Raw genomic sequence first — 18,986 nt, 5'->3', positions numbered from 1 at the left:
GTGAGTCCGTCACACGTCCTCGGCCATCGGGAACGACGGGTGCGCGGGCATGGCGAAGGACAGCTCCAGCTCCCGTAGGAACTCCCGGACGTCCACCGCCTCAAGGTGAGCCGGGGGCCCGTCGCTCAGCGACCGCCAGGCGCGGTCGGCGCGGTCGGCGGGCAGGTCGCAGATCGCGGCCAGCCTCATCCCGGGATCGGTGCGCAGCTCGCGCAGCAGGTGCTCGTAGTCGAACCGCCACGGGCACGGCAGGATCTGCGAGCGGTGCCGGGTGGGCGGGTGCGGCCGCCGCCCGCCGATCGTGAGGAGCACCGTCCGGGTCTCGGGGGGCGAACCGCGGAGCTTCCCGACCACGGCGTCCAGCATGTCCTCGACCATCGCCGCGGCCGGGTAACCGGCGCCGCGCCCGGCGGGCTCGTGCTCGAACTCCGTCAGCCCGGCGAGCACCGTGTGCGCCGAGTCCGCCTGCCAGACGGAGAACCGCAGGGGCCTGGCCTGCCGTCGCGCGGAGACCCTGTCGAAGGAATGCTCCCCGTACCCGATCAGCGAGAACCGGAAGATCCCCGGGGGCGCGTCCCGGTCGAGCGCCGTGAGGATCTGCCGGACCCTGCCGAGCCGTTCGGCGACGCGGTCGGCCGGCCCGGCCACCTCCACCGCGCAGATCACGTGGGCGCGGCGGGACGCCGGGATCGGGCCGTGCGGCAGCCGGGCGACCAGCTCCGACCAGGACCGTAGGTCCGGAACGGTGTTCAGGCCGCGGAACGAGACCCGGCCCGGACCGTCGAGCAGGGCCACCAGCGTGTGACGTCCCGGTGGGAGCGGCGCCCTGACCTGCTCGACGAGCGTCGTCCCGCCGTCGCGCGTCGTGACGATGGTGAGGACGGTGTCCTCCCCTCCGCTCGGCTGGAGGTTCACGGTCGCCGTGGCGGTGTCGCCGCGCCGCGCGCCCGGCCTGAACAGCGGGACCGTCCCGAGCCGCAGCGCCCCCGTCCGGGCGTCCCGCCGGAGCACCACGAGGTCGTAGCGTTGCTGGAGGGGGTCCTCGATGATGGCGGCGCGCAGCAGCTCGTCGACCTGGATGCCCGGCTCCGCCACGGCGGGCGCGTCGGGGACCGCCTCGCGGAGCATGCCCATCGCCCGGCTCGCGGTCGCGTGCTCGGGGTCGGAGCAGACCAGCAGGTTCGACGCCTCCGGCCGGAGCCGCGCGGCCCCCACCACGAGGTCGCGGGACGGCGTGGCGCCGCCGAGGTCCGACCAGGGCACCGGCCGGAAGGGACGGGAGAAGGGGGCGCCCCGGTCGTCGCGCTTCACGTCGGTGACGGCGATGCCGATCCGGCCGACGTCCACCACGTTGAGCGGCGGGCCGTCGAGCGCGGCGATGGCCTCGGCGAGGACGTCGCGGGCGGGCCGCGCGGGCAGCGGGGGGCGGCCGGCGGCCGGGAGCAGGTCGGCGGCGGTGCGCCGCTTGGCGGCGGGGGGACGCTGGTGACCCGGCGTCTCGGACGCCGCGGGCTTGGACAGCGACACCGGCTTCGCCAGCGACACCGGCTTGGCCAAGGACACCGGCTCCGGCACCGGCTTCGACACCGGTGGCGACGCCGCCACGCGGGACGCGTCCTCGCGGGGGAGCGCGCCGTCCGCCGGGAAGCCGAGCCGGCCCGCGAGGCGTTCCCGCATGGCCGCGAGCGGCGCGTGCCGTTCGTCCAGTTGGTGCCGGCCCTGCGGATGCGGGGCCAGCACGGACAGCCCGCGGCCCAGCTCGCCGTGTTCCTCCAGGTACCGGGTGATGGCTTCGAAGATGTCCCACTGCTCGAAGACGGTGGCGCCGTCCTGGAGCGCCTCGGCCGCCTCGGGCGTGAACCTTAGGCCCGCGGACGTCCTCTCCAGGAGCCCGCTGACGGCCAGCTCGGCGCGCTCGCCGATGCCGGTGCCCGGCACCACCTCCGCCTGGATCACGTCCATGATGACGTCGTCGAGCACGGGCGCGGCCGCCAGCGCCTTGGCGAGCCTGATGCCCCCCGGGGACGCGCGGGAGAGGAAGGTGCGCACCAGCTCGCCGTGCCCCAGCTCGCGGTTCTCCGCGGTGGGCGGACGGTCCGGCAGCGGCGGGACGGTGGTGATCCCCTCCGTCCACGCGGTGCCGCTGACCGTCGCCTGCGCCCAGTGCTCCAGCCCCTCCGGCGACAGGGAGACGATCGGGAGCGGGTGCCCGCGGGCCCGTCCCGCCCAGACCGCGCGGCGCGTCTCGTACTGGCTGTTCGGCGCGCCGCGGTGGGGCGCGCGGGCGATCACGTACGGCCGCCCGATCGCGGTGTGCGCCCAGTAGTCGCGCGCGAGGATCTGGAGGATCGCCGTGGGCATCGAGCTCGCGAGCCTGTCCAGGGCCCGCCAGATCCGCGCGCCGTACCACCCGTCGCCGACCCCGTCGGTGGCGATGATCACCAGCCGGGAGCCGGACGGGTCGACCAGGCGGCTGACCGGGTGCTTGCGCCCTCCCGCGTCCTCCAGCCGGACGCGGTCCTCCCGGCAGTCCAGGGACCACCGGGAGACCGTGCGGAAGGCTCCCACCTGGGCGAGGACGAGTTCCAGTTCGTCGAACGTCCGGTCCCAGACCCGCATGGACGGCCCGGAGTCCACGACCAGGGCGAGGTCGAGGGCCCGTTCGGGCGGCCGGGTCATGACAACGACGAACCGTCCGGCGGCATGGGCGGTGGCCTGGACGCTGGCGTCGATGTCCACCTGGGGGCGGCCCGGATGGGTGACCTGTTTGAAGCGGCGCAGCGCGCGGGTCAGTTCGAGGGAGCGGGGGAGCGCCGGCGGCGGCCGGATCCCGATGCCGCTCGCCGGGGTCTTCGGACCGGCGTCCGCGGGCGTCCGCCCCGGCCGCGCCGGTGCGGGGGGAGACGCGGACGGCAGGTCCGGCACCGTGTCGAGCAGTGGGGCGCCGACCGGGGCGCCGTCCTCGGAACGGGTGGCGTCGGCCGCCGTGCCGGGGAAGCGGTAGAGGGGGATCGAGAGGGCGCCGTCGCCGTCCGGGCCCGCGGTCGGCGGGTCCCTGCGATGACCGGGCGGGTCGGGACGGGGGGCCGGCCGCTCCGCGCCGCCCGGCTCGGACGCGAGCCAGGCGGGGGCCAGCCGGAGGATGTCGGTGATCTGGTCGGCGGTGAGCGGCTCCCCGTCGCCCTGACGGAGCCGGGCGAGCGCCCGCGCCAACTCGCCGATCATTTTCCGGCCAGCGGCTCGAGCAGGATCTCCCTCACCTCGTTGACCTGGTCTGGCCCGAGCCGGTGGCTGGTCACCAGTTCGACCAGCTCGATGAGCTGGCTGATCGCCACCTCCTGCCCCTCCCGCAGCCGGCGGGCGAAGTCGCCGATGATCTCGCGTTGCCGCGCGTCGACGCCGCCGAGGTGCTCGGTCACGATCGTGGTCAGGAACTCCTCGTCGGGCGGTTCCATCTTGTACCGGACGCAGCGGCGCAGGAACGGCGCCGGGAACGTCCGCTCCTGGTTGCTGGTGAACACGATGACCGGATAGTGCTCGGTGCGCACCATGCCGCCGCTGACGAGGTAGTCCTCCCGGCCGTCCGCGCCGCGCACGAGGTGGTCGCGGTCGGCGTCGGCGCGCACGGTCCGCCACAGCGGGGTGATCTCGAACTCCCCGGCCTCCAGGACGTTGAGCATGTCGCCCGGCAGGTCGAGGTCGCTCTTGTCGATCTCGTCGATCAGGACCGCGCGCGGCTTCTCGCGGTCGGCTAAGGCCGTGCCGAGCGGCCCGAGCTTGACGAACCTCTCGATCGAGCTGTCGGGGTCGTTGTTCTGCGTCGCGCGGAGGCGTTCGAGGGCGTCGTACTCGTAGAGCCCGTCCTGGAGGGTGGTCTTGGACGTGATGTGCCAGCGCAGCACGGGCGCGACGCCCAGCTCGGCGGCGATCAGCTCGACGACGGTGGACTTCCCGGAGCCGGCGGCGCCGGTCAGCAGCAGCGGCCGGCGCAGGTTGAGCGCGGTGTTGACCGCGGCGGTCAGGCCCTTCGGCATGGCGAACTTCGGAGCGGACCTGTTCCGCTTGCGCCATTCCGGGAGGTCGGGGAGGTCCCACGGCCGGGGGTCGGGATTGTCGGGGCTGGGAACCGGCCGCCTGGGCCGTCCGGTCCCCTCGAAGAGGTCGAAACTCATGAGGTCCCTCCCAGCGGGCCCTCGTGCGGGGCCTGCAGTCGCCCTGCCACCAGTCTAGAGTCGCCCCGCCCCGACAGATCGTTCCAGATCATGACGGGATAGGGCGCGGGAAGCAGGTCGAACACCCGGTCGGGCAGGTTCGCGCGCCGGTACCGCTCCCCGCCCACCAGGCCGTCCCACACGTGCTGGACGGACGCGGCCGCGCGCTCGTGGTTCGAGTCGTACCAGAGGATGAAGCCGTGCCCCTCGTCCAGCATGCGCAGCAGCGGGTCGCACGAACTCCTGGTCCGGCCCGCGATGAGGAAGGGGCCGCGGCGCGCGTCCGTGGTGCCCAGCCACTTCTCAAGCCTGGCCAGGTCGCGGGTCGCCGCCGCGGGCACCAGGGTGGGCGGCAGGCGGTCCCAGTCGGCGCCGTCGTCGCGGAACCGCTGCCGGTCGCGGCCGCGCCTGTCCTCCAGGTGGTGCAGCCAGCGCACCCTCGGCTTGTACTGCGGGCTGAGCGGCTGGAGCCTGCGCCCGTTCGGGACGACGTCCCACCGTTCGATCCCCCGGGTGAGGAGGTGGTACGGGGCGACGAGGTCGACGACGAGCCGCGAACCGTCGTCGGGGAGCCTGTTGAGCAGGCGGTCGAGCAGACCGCTGAGGGAGGCGCGCAGCTCCTCCTCGTCGGCGGGGTCCCATTCCGCCTCAAGCGGGTCGGTGACCGACAACGGCGGATCGACGACGATCCGCAGCTTCAGCTTGCGCGGCTGGGCCCCCTCCTGGATCTCGTCCCCCAGGTAGATCAGCGCCCAGTACGTGACGGCCCGGCAGGAGCGCCGGTAGTCGCGCACGTCCTCCTTCTGGACGTCCTGTCCCCTCAGCCAGCGGTTCAGCGCCGCCTTCGCCTCGGGGTCGAGCCGGCCCCGCTGGGACGCCGCCACGCCGATGACGAACCGCACCAGGCGCGGAAGGTGGTCCTGGCGTCCTTTGATCGACGCGGCCTGGACCAGCATGACCTCGGGGGACTCCGCTCCGGTGTCGTTGCGCGTCGCGCGGTGGTAGATGGTCTGGAGCCTGCTGACGCCGGGTTTCCGGCCGCCGACGGCCTCGAAGGGCCCGAGGGCCTGCAGCGCCTCCTCAAGGGCGAGGCGGGTGTCGTGGGCGCGGGTTCCGGGCTGGGTCGGGAGCTTGCTGATGTGCAGCAGGTCCCAGACGGGCGGCTCGTATCCGAGGCCGGCGCGAAGATCGGCGCCGAACCGCTCGGCGACGTCCCGATGGAAGCGCGGATTGCCCGGGAAGTGGCCGAACAGGCTGATCGCGTCCTCGTCCGGCGGCCAGTCCTCGATCGCGTGCAGGTGAAGGGGGTCGATGACAGCGGTCACCGAGGACGCCAGGCGTATCGTCTCGGCGGCGTGGGCGCAGGCGTCCCGGAACGGCAGCCTGCCGAGCAGGTCGGTGGCCACCGTCAGGTCGACCGGCACCATCCGCTCGTCCGTGAGCGTGCGCGCAAGCTGGGCGGGTGTGGGCTCGGCCTGCCCGTCCTGGAACGGCAGGGCGTCCCAGACGTCGTACTCGCTCGCCTCGGCGAGGAGCCGCGAGACCAGGACGAGGGTGTGGAAGTCGCCCTCCCCGGTCCGGAGCAGGACGACCAGCGGGCGCAGGAGCGCGGCCGCGCACTGGCCGGCGTAGAGCAGGGAGAGGTCGAGGCAGTTGGCGACCCCCTGGTTCTCCAGGATCCCGACCGGCTGCCGCACGGTCTGGCGGCCGCGCAGGTTCAGCGGCTCGCGGTCATAGCGGATGCCCTCGTCCCGCAGCAGCTCGTAGAGCCGTCCCGCCAGCGTGAACGGGTGGTCGTCGCGCAAGGCCCTGATGTCCGGGGGCAGGAGCCGGTGGGAGATGAACAGGTGCGGGACGACGAACCGGGCGAGCTGCTTCGGGTTCTCGATCCGCCATTCCCAACTGCTCATGCGACCTCGATGACGTCGCTGAGCAGCGCGGGCTCGGCGGGCGCGTCCGCGAAGGCCAGATCGTAGAGCCCCTCCTCCAGGTCGCCGAAGTCGGCGGTGAACGCTCCGTCCTCGGCGATGCGGAGCTCCTGGACGCGGCCGATCGTGTCGAGCCGGGCGAACAGCGGGCGGCCCTTCGCCCACTCCCGCACCCGGCCGGTGATCACCACCGGCCGGTCGGCCCGGTAGCAGTCCGCCACCGTCGCGTACACGGCGGCCTGGTGCTCGGGCACTCCCCGGTCCAGGCCGGACGGGGTACGCGGCCCCAGCGCGGGATCGTGGGTCAGCAGGTCGTCGAGGACCTCGTGCACCGCGAACCAGAGCTTCTTGAGCGGCGACTTGCCCGTCACCATGCCCATGTGGCTCTGGTTGTCGTACCGGACGGTGACGTTCTTCGCCCCGCCCGGCCGCGCCGACAGCGCCGGGACGGTGCCGTCGCCCCCGCTGACCGAGTACTCGCCGGGAAGCAGGTCGGCCCGCTCGGAGACGACCAGGCGTCCGTCGTAGAGCTCGGCCTGCTGCGCGGTCCCGACGCCGTAGCCCACCAGCGGCTGCAGCCGCCGGGCGCGCTCGTGCGGCTCGTTCAGGGCGCGCAGGAACTCCCGGGACCGGCGCACCCGCTCGACCTGCTCGGGCTCCAGCCCGAGCGCCTCCACGACGTCGACCACTCGCTGCGCCGGAAGCGGCACCGGGTTCCTGCGGTCGACGACCGTCCGGTAGATGGGCAGCAACTCGTACAGGGCCGGGACGCGCCGCATCGCCGCGGCGAGGGGGCGGAAGCGGACCGGTCCGAGCTTGGGCCCGTTGACCAGGTAGTCGAGCGCCTTGACCGAGCCGCGGAACGGCGTGCCGTGCGTGATCACCCGTTCGCAGTCCGCCGCGCCGTCCAGGGCCTGGAGGTAATGGCGCGCGACCAGGCCGCCCATGCTGTGCGCGATGATGACGACCTTCGCGCCGGGGCGCCGCCGCCTCAGCGCTCGGAGCCGCCCTTCGATCTCCTTGGCCAGGAGTTCGGCGCTGTATTCGACCGGCCGCCGCCAGTCGTAGCAGAATTCGGTGTAGTTGTGCTCGCGAAGCACGAAGTTCGCCGCGAGCATGGTCCGGACGCTCTGGTAGGCCCCGAGTTTGCGGGTGAGGCCCGGGATCGGGACCGCCATCAGCCCGCCGGGTCGCACGCCGTCGTCGTGGCCGGGGTCGAACAGCCCGGTGGACGGACCGGCCAGCCGTTCGACGACGCGCACCGGTTTGTCGACCATCTCGCCGGACAGCCCCCAGATCAGGGTTCCGTCCGCGGCCCTGAGTTCGCTGCCGCCGATGCCCGGTACGAACACCAGCAGGTGCGGCACCGAGCGCGGCGCCGGCTTCGCCCCCGCGGCCCCCGCCGGATAGTAGAACTCTCGCTTACGCATCCCGCCGCCCCGGTTGCCAGTTATGCGTCGTACGTCAAGGTGCACCATAAATCAAGGCGAGGTGCCGAGTAGCGCAACTACCGGATTGGGCCACATCTCCTTTCGGCAGGTGATTCAATGCCGGTTTTACGCCTGACCGAATCGGCCGGATCAGCTCTCTTCGGTCGCATTCAAGATCTCCACTGTGATGCGGAACAACAGGCTTGCGAGTGCGAGCACGAGACCGCCGAGCACGAGCCCGCGAAGCCAGCCGCTGTCGTGCAGAACCCCCGCCAGAACGAACACGCTCAACCCGGTGTCGAGGATCACCACGGACGCGACCGCGATGCTGTATCCGCGAACTCGGGACTTGGTCCAGAACCGCACCCCGCCTACGGGATCGGTACCGCGGGACCGCCGCTCCTCGGCGCGCAGGCCCTCCAGATACCGCGACTCCCATATCAGAGCCAGCAGCATCAGCGGCAGCACTTGCGCCATCGTGGCATAGAAATCGCGCATTCGATCATCTCCGGGGAGGCAATGCCGATCGGCGAACGCTATCGGGCACGCCTCCTTCGGACCTCAATTACCGGACGAATCGCCACTTCCGGCCGCGTTGGGATCGTTTGCCGCCCGCCGGGCATGTCGATGGGCGGACGGGCCGGGCCCGCCATCGCGATAGGGCATCGACGCGTGAATGGTCAGCGGTCGCCCTCGGCGAGCACGGCCTCCGCCTGCTGCCGGGCGTGCCGCGCCTCGGCCGCGCGGTCGTCCTGCGCGAGGGCTCTGCCCAACGCGTTCCAGGTCCGGCTTCTGGCTTCCGCGCCGCCGCCGTGCTCGTAGAGCGCGAGGGCGCGCCGGTAGGCGGCGACGGCGGTCCTGACCCGTCCCGCCTCGTGCAGGGTGAGGCCCAGGTTGTGCCATGCGGCGCCTTCGTTCACCCGCTCGCCGAGGTCGCGCCAGAGGGCCTGCGCCCGACGATGCGCCTCGATGGCGTCGTCCAGCAGGGCCTCATGGAAGAGCAGGATCCCGTACCCGTGCCACGCGGCGGCCTCGCCGGCCCGCGCGGGCGAGTCCTGGTGGACGGCCAGGGCGGTGCGGTAGGCCTCGATCGCCTCCCGCGACCGTCCCAGCTCTTTCAGCGTCTCCGCGAGCTCGCGCCACGCGAGGCCCTCGCCGTCCCTGTTGTCGATGTCGCGGTACGCGGTCTGCGCGTTGCGGAAGGCGTCCAGGGCCTCGTCCCGCCGCCGCGCCTCGCGCAGCGTGCGACCCAGATGGTTCCAGGCCCGGCCTTCGGCGTCCCGGAAACCGGTGCCGCGGGAGAGGTCCACGGCGCGGCGGTACTCGGCGATCGCCTCGTCGAGCCGTCCGAGGTCGCGGAACGCGTTCGCGAGGTTGGTCGAGACGCGTGCCTCCTGCTCCCGGTCTCCGTCTTCCTGGTAGAGGGCCAGGGCCTCCTCGTGCGCGTCGATCGCCTCGTCGAACCTCTCCATATCGACCAACACGAGCGCGATGTTGCTCCACAGCATGCCTTGGCGATTGCGGATGCCGAGGTCCTCCCACAGCGCCAGCGACTCGCGGAGGATGGAGAGGCCCTCCTCATGCCGTTCAGCTCTGTACAGGGCGAGGCCCAACAGGTTCAGAGCCCCGGCCCGGCCGCGCGTGTCACCGATTTCGGTCGCGGCGGTGCAGGCGTTACGTGCGACGGCCAGCCAGTCGTTCACGTCGGCCGCCCGCCGTTGCAGATGCTTGGAGATCGGCACCGCCAGCTCCAAGGCCACCGACTGCCGGGCGCTGGTCGCGGCCAGCGCGACCGCTGCCACCAGGGTGGCCTGGTGGGTGTCCAGCCACGCCTCCGCCTCCAACCGGCCGGGGAACGTGGTGAGGCCCTTCCGCCGCGACGGGGGGAGGAAGTGGTCGTCGGCCGCGGCGACGCTGGTCTGGTAGAAGTCCAACAGCCGGGTCACGGCGGCCTGGTGGTCCTCCCCCTCGGCGTGGACCATGCGAATGTGCACCCGGACCAGGTCGTGCATGCGCCACCGGCCGTTGCCCGCATGGAGCAGGTGGGCCTGGCGCAGTGCGCGGAGCTGCGCGTTGACGAGGGGCTCGGGCGCGTCGGCGAGTGCCGCGGCCGCGGCGGTGGAGATGTCGGGGCCGAGGTCGAGGGTGAGCAGGCGCAGTAGCCGCGCGGCGCCCGGATTCGCCTCCCGCAGGTGCTGCCAGGACACTTCGATCACACCGGCCACCGCCGCGCCGCCGTGCCGCAGGACGTCGAGGCGGGTGGCGGCGTCGGCGAGATCGTCGGCCAGTGCCGCGGGCGTCAGCCCGGGGTCGTCCGCCATCAGCGCCGCGGCGATTCCGACCGCCAGCGGCAGCCGTCCGCACGCCTGGACCAGCCGCTCACCGGCGGCGCGGTCGCCGTCCACCCTGGTGTCGCCGGGATGGTGCCGCCGCACCGCCTGGCGCAGCAGCGCCAGGGATTCGCGGCGGCTGAGGACGTCGAGCTCTATCCGGCGGATGCTGGGCAGGGTCAGGGTGTCGCGGGTGGTCACCACCGCCCGGTGTGCCTTCTGCCGGGGTAACAGGTCGAGCACCTGTTCGGTGGTGGAGGCGTTGTCCAGGACGAGGAGCACCGGCCGTTTCCGTCTGGCCAGGTCCGCCAGGTGGTGGTGGTACACGGTGGCCTGCTCGACCGTCGTGGCCGGGATCCGCTCCGGCGCCATGCCCAGTGCGTACAGGAGCGGCGCGAACACCTGCCCCGGCCGGATCCGCCGGTCGGCGGGGTCGTAGCCGCGCAGGTTGACCATGACCGCGCCGCCGGGAAACCATCCGCGGTCGACGGCCGCCGACGCGGCGTGCTGGGCCAGCGTGGTCTTGCCGATCCCACCCATGCCCGCGACCGCGGAGACCACCACCGCGCCGGGCTCGTCGGCCTTCCGGGCCGACTCGCGCTTGTCGGGGGCCAGGCTGTTCAGCAGGGTGCGCAATTCCCGGGAGCGGCCGACGAACAACTCCTGCGCCGCCATTCGCGTCCCGACCACGGGAACCACGACCGTTTCCGCGGACGGTTCCGGCGCGGGCAGATGCACCTCGCCCGCCTGCCCCGGGACGGCTCCGAGCGTCCGCTCGACCCAGGCCTCATGCTCTGACTTGATCGCCCGCAGGCGTGCGGCCGTGTAATGCTGAAACTGGTCGTCGACCTTCTTGTGGTCGATTCCGCACAGCAGGATCAGGTTCTCGTAGCCGTCCACCGCGTCAGGACGGCCTTCCCCGAAACGGGGACCACCCGGCGAGCGCGCCCCGATGTGGGCCTCTTCCCCGACGATCGCATCGTCGTCGACCGGCGTCCGTTCCGCGACCAGGATCCGGCGGCACATCGCGCACCGGTTACCCGAACGGCCCCAGAGGATCTTGCGATCCTTGTCGCTGATGCTCACCCGGACATGATGCCGAATCATCCCAACCGCCGCTGCCGGTGAAGTCGCCGCCGACGGTGCGGATCGAGCCGAGGCCGTGCGGGGGCTTCCTTCATGTCGAGACGACGTGGCAGGTGACGGAGAATGGCTACCGGCTGACGACGCTCATTCCCCGTGGAGGCCCCTGATGGACCAGTTCGAAGTTCCCGAGGACGCGGAGATCCTCGACGTCCTGGGCGTCGAACCGGAACTGTCAGCCTCGGAGGAGATGACGCGAATTGTGCGCCTCCCTGGCGGGGAAGGCGAGAGCCTGACGCTGTCATACGACATCCCCGGAAGATCCGTAAGGCTCCAACTTCAGCGACAACAGGAATTGCTGCTCGACCTCTTCCGCGAAGGAGCCGAACGCCTCCGACTGCGCTCAGACGCCAAGTCGACCGCCATCGAGGTCGATTTCCAGACGGAATCAACTCGCGGCACGCTCGACATACAAGTCCGCCCCGCCATCCTCATCAAGGACAGGACCCTCTTGGCCTGAAGTACCAGCACGGTGGTGTCCTCGGAGGCCGAACTAGGGGCGTGTCAGAGGCGGTCGAGGAGGTCCTTCTTCTTGGCCTCGAACTCCTCGGGGGTGACCACACCGGCGTCGCGGAGTTCGCCGAGTTGTTTGAGGAGTGCCATGACCTGTTCGGGTGTGGTGGCCTGAACGGCGGGCGCGGCTTGGAGGCTGTTGGGCTGCTGCACCGGCAGGGCCGGTGGGAACTGCCCGGCCGGTGGCGCCACCTGGGGGTAGCCGCCGGTGCTGTAGCCGCTGGGCATCCGCGGGCCCTGGCCCGTGTGCTCGAAGCGGTGGACGCCGAGATCGCGCGCCTCGTCGACCTGCCGCTGGTGGGCCGCGATACGAACCTGGTGGACGGTGTGGTTGATCAGGTCGCGTACCTGTGACGGTTCGAGGATCGAGTCGAGGACCGCGGTTTCGCGCTGGCCGGTCGGACGAACGATGTGGACGAGCACGTTCCCGATGCCCTGCCGCTTCTGCAGGAGCGTCTGGGAGATGTCGACGTCCTGGATGTTGATGAGCGGAACCTGTTCCTGCTTGGTGAGGCCGATGCCCCCAGTCTCGAAGTACAGGTAGTGGGTGCTGAGCCGGTAGTGCAGGGTGAACCGCCCGCCGGTGGCGCGGGCGGTGACGTTGCGGGACTCGCCTTCCCAAATGATCTGTTCGTGGCCGGAATGGACGGTCATCGGCTACCTGTTCGGCACGGGCCCATCGCAGGGCGAGACGGTGTTCGCCCTGGTTGGACGCGTTCACGCTCGCCGCGGTTGACACGAGGAGGCGGCCGCGTACCCGGCGTTGGGGGATGAAGGGGTCATATCGGTTTGAGGATCGTGTGATCGAAGTGGGATTCGGTCTTCTGGTATCGGCCGTCGCTGAGTTGGTCGTGCGGTGCCGTGCTCGTGAGGTGGCGCCTCTCTCGGGGTGAACATGACTGCGCGTAGTAATGGCCTGGTCGGCGCTGTCGTTTCCGTTCCGCCCGGGGTGGCTAAGGTGTCGGTCGGGGGAGGGTTGATCACTTCCGTGGTTGGGTGAGGGAACGCGACATTTGGGATTATGGCCATACCCATAGGTGCCCTTGACCTCGGCGTTCGTGTGGCGTAGTGGACGGATATCCGCGAAACTTCCCGCGAGCTCCAATTTGGCTGCGTTATGCTCTCGCTACGGCCGCGGTCTCCAAACTCGGGCGGGGTGCCGAGCGAGTTCGTTGATCAGGAAGATGGTCGGCAAGGGGCTGCTTCGGCACCATTCTTCCAGGTCGTGGCGATGCGTGCCGTCACGCCGGTGCCTGTGATCGGGGGGAATGTACACGTCCACCCGCTTTCTCGACTCCGGCGTGGCGTGTGGGTCTCGGGCTGACCTTCGCCTGTACCGGGAGGGGTCCCGGGGTGGGCGGTCACAATGCTTGTCTGCCGTTTTTCGTTAAGGGGGAGCCGCAGGCCGTCGCCATAGATCGCTCGCGCAAGCGGAGCCCTGGGGAGGGTGATGACAGCGACATGGAATGAGGGGGCATTCATGCGGGACGCCGTTTCCTCAGGTCACGAGGTGCGGGGGCGTGTCACATCGCTCTTCGCCCTTCCGCTCGTGTTCCCTCGCTCGACCCAGTACGCGCGGCTCGGCGTCGCGCCGGAGGCGACGGCCGGGGAGATCCGCGCGGCGACGAACAGGCTCGCCGCCCGTCTCAAGGCGGGCGGCGCGGACGAAGAGACGATCTCCGAGATGACCGGCCTCGACCTGGAGAAGGGCGAGGCGAGAGAGGCCTACGACGCGCAGCATCCGCCGCTGCCGTTGATGCGCCTGGAACCGGCCTGGGCTCCGGTCTTCGACGACCGGGCGGCGTGCCTCGCCGCCCTGCGCCGGGAGCTCGAAGCCTTTCTTCTCGATGCCGGGGAGACGGTCTATTTCCCGGACGACACCACCCGAACCGATTTCACCGCAGATTTCACACCGACCCCCTTGCTCGACTCCCCGGAGTTCGACTGATCCCGTGAAAAGCCTCGCCAAGGACGACGACAAGAGCATGGACGCCACGAACCCGAACCTGCACCGAGTGATCGGCATCGACCTGGGCACGACGTTCTCCGCCGTGGCGGCCTTCGACACCGAAGAGCTCAGCGCCAAGATCATCACGGACGACTCGTTCGACGTGCCCGCCGACACGACCCCCTCCGTGGTCGCCTTCGACCCCGCCACCCGGCGGATCGTCGTCGGCGCCGCCGCGAAGGAGGCGATGAGCCTCCCGGGCCGCGGCCGGGAGACCATCATCGAGATCAAACGCGAGATGGGCGAGCTCTTCACCGAAGAGACGCTCGCGAAGTTCGGCGCCAAGGGCACGTCCTTCCAGAAGGACGACCCGCTGCGGGTCCGGCTGCACGGCGAGTGGCTCCGGCCGCAGGAGGTCAGCGCGCTGGTCCTCATGCGGGTGAAGGAGGTCGCCGAGCGGAGGCTCGGCGGAGAGGTCCACGACGCGGTCGTCACCGTTCCCGCCTATTTCACCGAACGCCAGAAGAAGGCCACCGAGGAGGCCGCGCTGCTGGCCGGGCTGCACCCCCGCCAGCTGATCCCGGAGCCCACGGCCGCGGCGATCGCCTACGGGGTGGACCGGGAGGACGAGGAACCCAGGATCTATCTCGTCTTCGACCTCGGCGGCGGCACCTTCGACGTGTCGATCATCGAGACCCGGGAGAACCAGATCAACGTCCTCGCCACCGCGGGCGACCCGCGGCTCGGCGGCGGCGACTTCGACGCGGCCGTCGCCGAATGGCTCAACGAGAAACTCGGCCGCACGGCTCCGAGCGAGGACGAGCGACTGCGGACGCTGGCGGCCGCGGAGAAGGCGAAGATCGACCTTTCCCGCCAGGAATCCACCACGATCTCCCTCGGCGACGGGACGGAGCCCATCGCCCTCGACAGGGCCCAGTTCGATTCGCTGATCGAGCCGACGCTGAAACGGTCGCTGGAGAAGGTGGACGAGGCCCTGAGAATGGCGGGCGGCGGCGAGGACGCGCCCCCGTTGGACGTCGACGCCGTCCTGCTGGTGGGCGGCTCGACCCGCATTCGCCTCGTGCGGGACATGCTGATGGACCGGTTCGGCAAGGACGGGGACTTCGTCCGCGCCGACGGCGACCCCGACACCCTCGTCGCCCGCGGCGCCGCGATCCTCGCCCACCGCTTCGAGCCGTCGGAGGGCTTCGACCTGAACAGGCGTCCGACGGCGGAGCGTCCAGCCGACGAGGACGACTTCGACATCAGGCTCATCACCGAGCACACCCTCGGAGTGGGGGTGGAGGAGCACCGGTTCAGCCCCCTCATCCCGCGCGGCGAGAAGATCCCGACCCAGCGCAAACGGACCTACACGAACCAGAAGGACTCCCAGAACGTCGAGATCCCCATCTACCAGGGCGAGTCGGACGTCGTCTTCAACAACACCCGGATCGGCTCGATCCTCCTCGACGAGATCGAGCCCCGCCCGGCGGGCTTCCACCAGTTCGACGTCATCCTCACGCTCGACGTCAACGGCCTTCTCGAAGTGAAGGTCCATCACGTCAACGTCGACCGCGAGTACGAGGCGACCTTCCGCCAGAGCACCAGCATCGGAAGGATCGACATGCTCGCCGAGAGCCGCCTGCGGCTCCAGCGGTTGAGGACCACCCAGGCGGACGAGGAGGGACCGGCCGGGAACGAGGACGCGGCGGCGACCGGAGAAGCGGACGCCGTTCCCGAATTCGCCGTACCGCCCCCGGTCGACGCGACTCCCGAGAAGGGCCCCGCGCCCGGGCCGGGCCTCGCACCCGAGGACGTGCCCCGGATCGACCCCGACACCGTCCCGGCCGAGTACCGGCGAATGGTCCGCAAGGTGATCGGGTGGGTCTCGAACCACGGGGCGCCGGCGGAGTTGTCCGCCGCGCTCGGGGACTTCGCGGCCGCGGTCCGCTCCAACGCCGCGGCCGACGCGCTTGAGCCCCTCGCCGACCGCCTTGAGGACGCCTATGACAGCGCCCGCCGATGAACCCGTCCAGCGGATCGCCCGGGATCTCGACGCGGAGTACGTCGGCGTCGGCCGCCGCGGGACCCTGTACCGGGCCCCCGAGCGGCAGCGCTGCTACCGCCTCATTCCGCGCGCCGAGCTGAGCGCGGACCACCGCGACGAACTGAAACGCTGGCAGGGCCTCGCGCGCCGTCCCGGCCTCGCTCCCGTGGTCGCCGCCGGCGCCGGCGGCGACCAGCAGCATCTGGGCGGCCGCTGGTACCAGGTCGTCTGCTACGAGACCCGCGGGCGGCGCAGCCTCGCCGACGCGCTCGCCGATCCCGCGCCCGCCAACCGGGTGGACGCGGTCATCGTGGCGCTGCGCGCCATGACCCGGTGGTGGAGTTCGCTCGGGCCCGGCATGATGCCGATGCCCGCCGACATCGTCCTCACCGACTCCGGCACGCAGCTCCTGCCGCTGCCCCGCTGGGGCGTGCCCTCGTTCACCGAGCTCATGACCGGGCCCGAGCGCGTGCTGCACCTCGCCCCGAACCTGGCACGCGGGCAGGCCGAGGTGGGCCGGGCCGAAGACCTGTACGCCCTCGCGGTCGCCGCGCTGCGCTGCTTCGGCGCCGTCTCCGACGCGGGTCCCGAACGGCTGCTGCACCGCGCCGCGTGCGCCGTGGCGCCGTCGGGCGAGCGTCTCGACGGCAGGCTTCCAGGCTGGATGCGACGCGTGGGCCCGATCAGGTCCGTCCTCGACGAGCTGCGCGAGCTGACCAGCCCGGCCGCCATGGCCGAGGAGCGCGGGGACGACGACGTGGCCTGGCTCGTCGACCGGCTCGAACGCGCCAGGGACGCCATGGACCCGGTCACGGCCGTGCGGTCCCTGCGCGACGCCGGCGAGCCGCACGAGGCCCTCTCCCTCGCCCGCGCCATCCTGGTCGACGACCCCCACTACGACGTGCTGGTGCTCGCCGCCACCATCGCCTACCAGGACGCGGGCTCGCCGCTCGAAGCCCTGACGCTGCTCGACCGCGCCGTCCAGACCGACCCCGAGCGGGTCGAGGCGTACGCGGAGCAGATGTCCGTCATCGGCGACCTGTGGACGACCGTCCTGACGCTCCTCTCCGAAGCCATCGACGACTCCTTCGCCCGCAGGCTCGACACCACCCTGCGGGCCGCGTTCCACCACCTGCCGCAGGCCGAGCGGCGTGCGCACGCGACCACGATGGCCGGTCACCTCATCCGGCAGGGGAGGCTGCGCGAGGCCAACTCGTTCGCCCACCGATGGCTTCATGGCGAGGACGGCCTGATGTGGTGGCGGATCGACCTGATGATCGTGTACGGGACCACCTTCCTGCTGCTGGACCGCCTGGACGAAGCCGAACAGATCGCCGGCGTGATCAGGAAGGGCTTGCGCCGCGTCACCGCCAACAAGTCGATGGACGCGGCCACCATCGAGCTGCACGGCCTGCTGCTCGCGCAATTCGAGGAGGAACTCCGGAATGCCCGCGAGGCAAAGCGGGGCGAGCGCGAAAAGGGCGGGAATGGTGCGGAGGGGGAATCATGACCACGGTGCTCACGGCGGCGTGCGCCTTCTTACTGGTCCTGTGCGCGCTGGGCGGCTGGTATTTCCTGGTCGTCGTACCGCGCCGGTGGCGGGTGCCGCTGCGCGAGGCGCTCGCCCTCCTGGAGAAGGACGGGAATGAGCGGGCGGAACTCGAAACCGCCGACCGGCTCCTCGAAGAGGCGGTGAGCGCCGGTCCCCGCGGACGCGCCCTGGCCGACGCGCGCTTCGCTCACGCGTTCGTCCGCGCCATGCTGGGCACTTTCCAGCCCGACCAGTACTGGGTCGCCTCCGCCACCGTCGACGGCCTGGCGGCCGCGGCCGACGAGGACCCCGCCACCGCGCATCTCGCGGTGTGGCTCCAGCACAAGCTGGAACGGCACGAACGCGCGGTCGAGCTCTTCCAGCGGCACGCCGGTTCGCTCTCCGCAAGGCCCGCCGCCCGGCGCGCGGCCGCGGCGTCGCACCTGCAACTGGCGGGCGCGCACTGGCGGCGGCGCGAGACCGATGCGGCGATACGCCATTTCGACCGGGTCCGCGAACTGGGCGAGCTCACCGCCGAGATCCCGAAGGCGGCGGACAGCCTGCACGTGCTCAACGGCATCCAGTCCCATTTCGACCAGCGGCCCACCGACGCGCGCACGGCCTTCGTGACGGCGCGCGAGCGTGCCGTCGCGCTGGGACGGGACACGACCGAGGCCGAACTCGGGCTGATCGCCTGCGACTGGACGGCGGGCGTCCCCGACGAACTCGACGCCCGCCTGGCCCAACTCCTCGAACGCGTCCCGGACGTTCCCAAGGCCGGTGCGAAGAAGGCGAAGACGGCGCGGGCCGATCGACCGGAACGGACGACGGACGCGGCCGAGGAGTACCGGAGGCAGCTCCGCGCCGTGATCGCGCTGCTCCGGCTGGTCGCGCTCCTGCGGATGTGGCGGGCGCGTCCGCTCTCGGGCGAGCTCGCCGCGCGGGATCGGGCGGAATTGATGAAGCGCGCCGACATGTTGCGCGAAGCCGACCCCCAACTGGGCGACGCGTCCCTGATCGAGGGCCTGATCACCTATTACTTCGCGAACGGCGAGGAGCAGCGGGAGGCGTCCCTCGCCCTCCTGGAAAGCGGAATGCGGACGGCCAAGGGCATCGTCGTGCCCGAAGTCCTCGATCTCGTGGAGAAGGAACGCGCGCTCGGGAGCCAGGGCGACGCGGTTTCCCGCTTCCTCCGGCTGGTGCACGAACTCCTCGCCGATCCGACGGCCTCGGCGCCGCACCGCGCCGAACTCCGGAAACTGCGCGACCGGTTCGCGTTGTACGGCGACGACCTCGGAGACGATCTGGTGTTGCCGCACCGGCCCGCGTCCCCGCACGAACTGCAGCAGCGCATCAACGCGATGCGCCGCCGCATCGACCTGATCGTCTATCCCCGGCTGCGGGATCTGCCCAAGGACGCTCCTTCCCACGTCCTCATGCGAGAACGGCTGACCGAGCTGGACGACGTCGCCCTGGCGTTCACCGAGCAGGCGGAGGCGCTGCACCACAGCGAACTCGAAATCCTCAAGGCGACCGGAGAACTGCTGCTCCCCCAGGAGGAATTGGACGATGACGAGCCGGCTATCGCCGCACCATTCCCGGCCGAACCGAGCGGGCCTTTGGGCGGCGTGGAAGCGACGGATGACGCCCTGGGAGCGGCCGACGCTTGACCGCGAACGGCTCGTGCGGCGGCTGCCGCCGGTGGAATACCACCGCTCTCCCGACGAGCAGCAGCTCTTCGATGAAGCGTCCCTGCCCGCGTCCCTCCCGCTGATGCTGCGACTCGACCAGGAAGCCGAGTACCTGCTGTGCCGCGAGATAGCCGAAGAAGCCCTCGGCGCCGTACCCGACCCAGATGATCTGCCCGGCTGACGTCCGCCGCGCGCCGCGGACGCCGGGGAAGGG

13 protein-coding genes are annotated in these 18,986 nt (G+C 71.3%); 6 read left to right on the top strand and 7 right to left on the bottom strand.

Translation table 11 applies throughout. The annotated features are described in order from the left end of the window. Positions 1-9: 9 nt before the first annotated feature. From ACH01S_RS33625 to ACH01S_RS33600, 6 genes are all read right to left on the bottom strand, one after another. Positions 10-3,225 (bottom strand): SAV_2336 N-terminal domain-related protein, encoded by a 3,216-nt coding sequence (locus tag ACH01S_RS33625; RefSeq protein WP_067901341.1) that lies wholly within the window; start codon positions 3,223-3,225, stop codon positions 10-12. Further along, complete coding sequence (locus ACH01S_RS33620) at positions 3,222-4,172, bottom strand: AAA family ATPase (protein ID WP_067901339.1); 951 nt, start codon at positions 4,170-4,172, stop codon at positions 3,222-3,224. Before ACH01S_RS33620 ends, ACH01S_RS33625 begins: the two co-directional genes overlap by 4 nt. Continuing rightward, positions 4,169-6,121 (bottom strand): hypothetical protein, encoded by a 1,953-nt coding sequence (locus tag ACH01S_RS33615; RefSeq protein WP_067901337.1) that lies wholly within the window; start codon positions 6,119-6,121, stop codon positions 4,169-4,171. The genes ACH01S_RS33620 and ACH01S_RS33615 overlap by 4 nt, the downstream gene beginning before the upstream one ends. Beyond that, positions 6,118-7,569 (bottom strand): lipase/acyltransferase domain-containing protein, encoded by a 1,452-nt coding sequence (locus ACH01S_RS44940; protein ID WP_067901334.1) that lies wholly within the window; start codon positions 7,567-7,569, stop codon positions 6,118-6,120. Before ACH01S_RS44940 ends, ACH01S_RS33615 begins: the two co-directional genes overlap by 4 nt. Positions 7,570-7,719: 150 nt before the next feature. Then, a complete protein-coding gene (locus ACH01S_RS33605) occupies positions 7,720-8,067 on the bottom strand; it encodes a hypothetical protein (protein ID WP_067901332.1) in 348 nt (115 codons plus the stop codon). Positions 8,068-8,249: 182 nt separating this feature from the next. After that, complete coding sequence (locus ACH01S_RS33600; RefSeq protein WP_148344494.1) at positions 8,250-10,985, bottom strand: tetratricopeptide repeat protein; 2,736 nt, start codon at positions 10,983-10,985, stop codon at positions 8,250-8,252. Between the two features lie 166 nt (positions 10,986-11,151). Between ACH01S_RS33600 and ACH01S_RS33595 the strand changes: the two genes are divergently transcribed. Continuing rightward, positions 11,152-11,502, top strand: coding sequence for a hypothetical protein (locus ACH01S_RS33595; RefSeq protein WP_067901326.1), 351 nt, complete (start codon positions 11,152-11,154; stop codon positions 11,500-11,502). A 44-nt stretch (positions 11,503-11,546) separates the two neighbouring features. Here the strand turns inward: ACH01S_RS33595 and ACH01S_RS45530 are convergent, their stop codons facing one another. Then, positions 11,547-12,209, bottom strand: coding sequence for an SHOCT domain-containing protein (locus tag ACH01S_RS45530; protein ID WP_067901324.1), 663 nt, complete (start codon positions 12,207-12,209; stop codon positions 11,547-11,549). A gap of 826 nt (positions 12,210-13,035) precedes the next feature. Between ACH01S_RS45530 and ACH01S_RS33585 the strand changes: the two genes are divergently transcribed. The 5 genes from ACH01S_RS33585 to ACH01S_RS33565 are packed head-to-tail and all read left to right on the top strand — an operon-like array spanning position 13,036 to position 18,953. Next, positions 13,036-13,503: a hypothetical protein gene (locus tag ACH01S_RS33585; protein ID WP_067901320.1), complete on the top strand. Its 468-nt coding sequence runs from the start codon at positions 13,036-13,038 to the stop codon at positions 13,501-13,503. 4 nt (positions 13,504-13,507) lie between these two features. Continuing rightward, positions 13,508-15,529: an Hsp70 family protein gene (locus ACH01S_RS33580; RefSeq protein WP_067901317.1), complete on the top strand. Its 2,022-nt coding sequence runs from the start codon at positions 13,508-13,510 to the stop codon at positions 15,527-15,529. After that, positions 15,510-17,060, top strand: coding sequence for a tetratricopeptide repeat protein (locus tag ACH01S_RS33575; protein ID WP_067901315.1), 1,551 nt, complete (start codon positions 15,510-15,512; stop codon positions 17,058-17,060). The genes ACH01S_RS33580 and ACH01S_RS33575 overlap by 20 nt, the downstream gene beginning before the upstream one ends. Beyond that, positions 17,057-18,751, top strand: coding sequence for a hypothetical protein (locus tag ACH01S_RS33570; protein WP_067901312.1), 1,695 nt, complete (start codon positions 17,057-17,059; stop codon positions 18,749-18,751). The genes ACH01S_RS33575 and ACH01S_RS33570 overlap by 4 nt, the downstream gene beginning before the upstream one ends. Next, a complete protein-coding gene (locus ACH01S_RS33565) occupies positions 18,723-18,953 on the top strand; it encodes a hypothetical protein (RefSeq protein ID WP_067901309.1) in 231 nt (76 codons plus the stop codon). Before ACH01S_RS33570 ends, ACH01S_RS33565 begins: the two co-directional genes overlap by 29 nt. Positions 18,954-18,986 lie beyond the last annotated feature (33 nt).

This window comes from Actinomadura chibensis NBRC 106107, assembly GCF_001552135.1.
GTDB lineage: Bacteria > Actinomycetota > Actinomycetes > Streptosporangiales > Streptosporangiaceae > Spirillospora > Spirillospora chibensis.
This window is presented reverse-complemented; position numbering and strand designations above follow the sequence as displayed.